The sequence below is a fragment of the Aquimarina longa SW024 genome (assembly GCF_001401755.1).
Classification (GTDB): Bacteria; Bacteroidota; Bacteroidia; order Flavobacteriales; family Flavobacteriaceae; genus Aquimarina; species Aquimarina longa.
This window is the reverse complement of the sequence record NZ_AVQK01000066.1, coordinates 1-4,786: the sequence shown is the minus strand read 5'-3', so window position 1 is coordinate 4,786 and position 4,786 is coordinate 1. Positions and strand designations below refer to the sequence as shown.

At 37.7% G+C, this 4,786-nt stretch carries 4 protein-coding genes; all 4 read right to left on the bottom strand.

The genetic code is table 11. The annotated features are described in order from the left end of the window. On the bottom strand, positions 1–1,277 hold a 1,277-nt coding region (locus N456_RS08665; protein WP_062055990.1), incomplete at its 3' end, for a DUF4280 domain-containing protein. Between the two features lie 3 nt (positions 1,278–1,280). Further along, on the bottom strand, positions 1,281–2,132 hold the full coding sequence (locus N456_RS08660; RefSeq protein ID WP_062055988.1) for a hypothetical protein: 852 nt from the start codon (positions 2,130–2,132) through the stop codon (positions 1,281–1,283). A 6-nt stretch (positions 2,133–2,138) separates the two neighbouring features. Beyond that, the gene (locus N456_RS08655) at positions 2,139–3,908 is read right to left on the bottom strand and encodes a type VI secretion system Vgr family protein (protein WP_062055986.1); all 1,770 of its coding nucleotides are present in this window, start codon (positions 3,906–3,908) and stop codon (positions 2,139–2,141) included. Between the two features lie 181 nt (positions 3,909–4,089). Then, the gene (locus N456_RS08650; protein WP_062055984.1) at positions 4,090–4,584 is read right to left on the bottom strand and encodes a hypothetical protein; all 495 of its coding nucleotides are present in this window, start codon (positions 4,582–4,584) and stop codon (positions 4,090–4,092) included. Positions 4,585–4,786: the final 202 nt, after the last annotated feature.

Sequence of the window (4,786 nt, the reverse complement as noted above, 5' to 3'; positions counted from 1 at the left end):
TAGCCCTTTGGTGCTATAGAACAGCTAATGTGATCGTTTAGTAATCTCATAGTGCTTTTATCTCGTTGGATAGCGGTAACGTAGTTACTCCCTACAGAGATTTTGCTTTGTAGTGTTTTTCCTCTCCATGTAGCTAATACAGAATAAGTTCCTGTATCGGTAAAAAGTGCGGTTTCTTCTTTGGTATTTCCTGTGATAATCCCTGTGATCTGCTCTGTACCTTTATAGACCTGCCATGCGACTTGCTGTAGTATTGTATCGTCTCCAAAATCGAGTGCTACGGTATAGGTAATCGATTCATTGGGGCGTATACGCTGTAGCAATGGTTTTTTAGTGACTGGGGTAAGCTTAGATAGTTCTTGCTCTTTTATAGTTACCTGATAATCTGCTGATCTACTACCTCCTGCTATAGTATTGTAGGCTTCTACTCTATAGGTTCCTGTATCGGGAAAGGTAATGCTATAGGTATCTCCATGATCGATAAGGGATAAGAATTTTTCTCCATCGGGGTTATACACCACCCAATTGGTAGTTGCTTTTTCTTCTGGTGTGGGAGTTTTTAAGGTCGAGGAATTAGGGTTTTTTGTCCATCCGTTTTCGGGAATGATAAAAGTAACGGTGGTTCCTTTTAGATATTTATTTTGCTGATCACTGGTGGTAATCCGGTATACGGCTATTCCTTTTTGATCGCCTTCTTCATCTGGGGTAACTACTCCTGCGATTATAGCAATCTGTAGTTGATCTACAGTAGGGTTTAGGATTGCCATCGCATCACTATTAGCATCTGCAAATTGTTGCTGTGTGATTACAGCAGGGCTCTGCCCATGATGCTCGATGGTAATAGTACCGCCAAAGGAACAGATGGCGGTGGAGTCTTCAGTAAGAATTTTACCTCCATTACCTAGTTCTACATTATCATAGGGATCGTTCCATACTGTAACTGCTGGCATACAGGGTTTAAAAGAACTTCCCATAGGTTGTAGTGTACATTTGCCAAAAAATGTAGGTATATCAAAGGGTTGTCCTAGATCCATCGTATTACCAATCAGTTTTTCACTCCCTGCACTGTCATTGATATAGTACTTGGATTGTGAGTCTACTTTTAGAGGGATGAGTATCGGAGTTTCGCTTTTATCGCATTGGCACGTCGCTCCCTGACAGACCAACATCTTAGCAGTAGAACTAGAATCATTTTCTGTCTCGGAATCTTCTATAGGTGTAGCTTCTTTTGTTGTAGGAGGTGCTGTTGTAAACAGTTTTTTTAACTTAGAAAACATAGCTTATTTTTTTAGTATGGTCAGGGTTTGTTTTTTTAGTGTCGCATCATTACTATTGATTTGATCGATAGCTTTTATAGCTGTAATCTGACCTGATTGCTTATCAACTGTTAGTGTAGCAGTACTACTGGTGGTTAACTGTGAGACAACATTTGTTTTACTTGTTTTACGACGAGCCATCATATAGCGTTGTAATTGATGGTTTTCTGACAGGGTGGTTGCTCTTTTTCCTGTAACTGCTATGGTTACTTGCTCTGGTGTGGTCTGTTTATAAGATAATGTAGCAGGATAGTATATATCCGTACCGCTATAATGCGTATGCATGGCAATACTTTTGGAATTACCGTAGTATCCACCAAAATAATACTTAATAAAGGGTTCTTTTTTTAGCGCATGTAGGAGCAACTCTTTATCATATACTTGTATTTCTGTAAGGAGTATATAATCTTCTATTGCTTCATTAGTATGATAGTCTCGTAGTAGTTTCTTACGCAAGGTTTTCCATCGGGTACAGATTTCCTTATAATTGGAGATGTCTGTAATTTGTCCATATGCATTGACTTGTAAGACCACTCTGGCATATAGACTGCTGATAACTTGCATAATATGATCTAAGGAAGTTTGTGGGGGTTGCCCGTTCATTACCTTCCTAGAAGATGCTATGGTATAGAAAAATAGAGGTCGTTCTGGATCTCTGGTACACTGTATTGTACTATCGTAGATAATGGTAGTGATAGGTGTGGTCGCTAATGGATTATGAAGCAATATTGTTACGGCATAATCTATCGGGGTCTGCCATGTATACTGTTGTAGGAAGAGTATGGTATTCTCTTCTGGAAAAAATGAATGTCTCATATCGCTCTAGAACAGTTTTACCTTATCGCTACTCTGTACATCTACTTGTTTATTACTAGCAAGCTCTAGGTTCTCATCGGTACTATCGATACGTATTTTCTGAGCATTGGCATCGATCTCAGTGGCTTGCATATCGATGCGTGTTGTAGCATCTTGTGTAATGGTATTGCCTGATAAGTTAAGGTCTTCGCCTGCATTAATGGCGGTGTGTGCTCCTGCTGTAATAGAAACACTTTCACTAGCACTAATATCTATATTTTTGGCAGTAATACTAATGTTTTCTGGGGCAGAAATTAAGATGCTACTGCTTGCTGTGTCCACTTTAATGATATTACCATTCTTATCACTAATAGTAATACTTTCTGCTCCTTTAGCGTCATTAAATTCTAGTGTATGCTCGCTACGGGTCTTTATAATTTTCCTATCATTCAGATCTGTTTGTAGCCCTGATGGACTAGCAATGCCTGAGTATAATGCGCCTAATATAAATGGTTTTTCGGCGTTAGATTCTTCAAAACCCAGTACGATTTCTTGTTTTTTTTCTGGTAAGAAAAAGAAGCCTTTTTCTGTACCTGCATGGGGACTCATCATCCGTATCCAAGGGGTAGCCGTACCCATTGCTTTTTGCCAAGGGAGTTGTACTTTTACTCTTCCTAATCCTTCGGGGTCGTTATTATCAATAACTATACCTATAGTAATATCACTCTTCGGAAACTTATTAAGATCCATGTGCGGATAGGTATCTAAGTTGGCATCTACTGCCGTAAACTCATTACTATACACTCCGTTTTCTGTATTGGTATGGGTGATGCTAATGATTCGATATCGCCCATATCCCTGTATTCTGATCACTGCACCTAGTGTAACACTAGGGTTGTCACTATTGCCCCTAGCAATAACTTGTCGCATGGCGTTTGCCTTAGTGTGGTGTTCTACCTGTGTGTCTAGCCTATATTTTTGATTGGGATCAGTATAGGTACTGTATGCTGTTTGTGTAGGGGTATGGTATACTCTTTTGGAGGTAGTGTCCATAAATCCGTGATATCCCTCTGAGGGGATGGTAATCTCTGTACTACTTTTTTGATGTAGTGCCCCTGTTAGATAATCACTACTGATATATGTAGCATTGTTAGCTATCGTTTCTAAGGTAACTCCAAAATTATGTAGATCTGTACCCACAATAAGTTCTGTTTCTTCTGTACTGGGGGCACCAAATATTAATTGCTTACCATTATAATAGAACCACTCATTATGATAGGCTGCTAATCTACTAGCATAGCTAAAGGCACTCTGATTATGCTGTACGGAGTAGTGTATGGTGTCGGAGAATCTAGGTGCAAAATTGGTTGCTAACCTTCCTATATCATAGCCTTGAAAAGTGCGTTGTAGTATTTCGGATAAATTCATATCAGTATACGAAGCGTAATGTGCTCCGTCATCTGACAATATACTAGTGCTCTTAGCCTGTAATAGCATTACATCGCCCTGTTGCTGATCATACCCTTTTATCCCTTGTAATACGGTAACAATTCCTTTAAATTCTAATTCTTTATAGCCTCCGTATTTAGAGATTGCTTGTATCTGTAGCGTAATAATACCTCCTAGGTATTCTTTACTATCGCCAATGAGTTCTTCTGTTACTTGCTGAATCACATCAGCTCGGCAGATCAGCTCTAAATCATGGTGTGCTGCAAGTTGCTGACATAGTCGAAGACTAATATAGGAATCTAGCTTAGTACCTGATAGGTATATAATAGTATTGGTTTGTAAGGACATTGATATGGTTTTAATGAGTTGATATAGTAATAATTATATGTTTTGTTGGTTATAGTGTTAAACAATTTCACTAAAAAATACGGCTCCCAAAAATAGGTTTATACGCTAGGATATACAATATGATGATCAGGGGAAAAAGCCCCTTTTTTTAGTTTTTTATTATTAAGCACTATCAGGTACATCATTTTAATGTAGGAATGTTTTCTGGATCTATTTGATCTAAATATTCTAACAACAATAACCGCTTCGTTTTGGGGTTTCGATTTTTAGGATTAGTATGCTTTAAAAAATGCTGTAGTACTATCTCTAAATGTGTACCCATAAAAGCTTCTTGCAGATCATCTGTAGTATAAGGAGTAAGTTCTTGATGGATAGTGGTGGTAAAATAAGTGGATTCACCGCCTAAGAAAATAGGAAAACAGGATTTGATTTTATAGATCTTCATATACTGGCATTCATCATCTAAGTAGCAATAGCCATAACTGTCTACAGCAGTAATAGGCTCTTTTTTAAATCTGGTTTCTATGGCTTGTTTGATTTCTTTAAACTGTATCGGAGATGCAAAATTAAGTAGTAATTCCTCGATTTTTTGTAAAATGTCATAGACCTCATATTTATACATGCCATCAAAAAGCTTGATAACATTCTGGATTGTTTTTTCTTGGTGTGTAATCATACTGGTTAGTTTTTTTATTAATATTCATTTTTAAAGATATCTAAGTACACTACTCAAACATTGGGAATATAAGCACTACATGAAACTGAAATAAAACTAATTCACAACCCCTAAGTGGTAAATTAATGATCATGATGCTTAGATGAATACTATAGTGTACCCGATATCTCTGGTGGGGTAATTACACAAAACTCAACTTAGT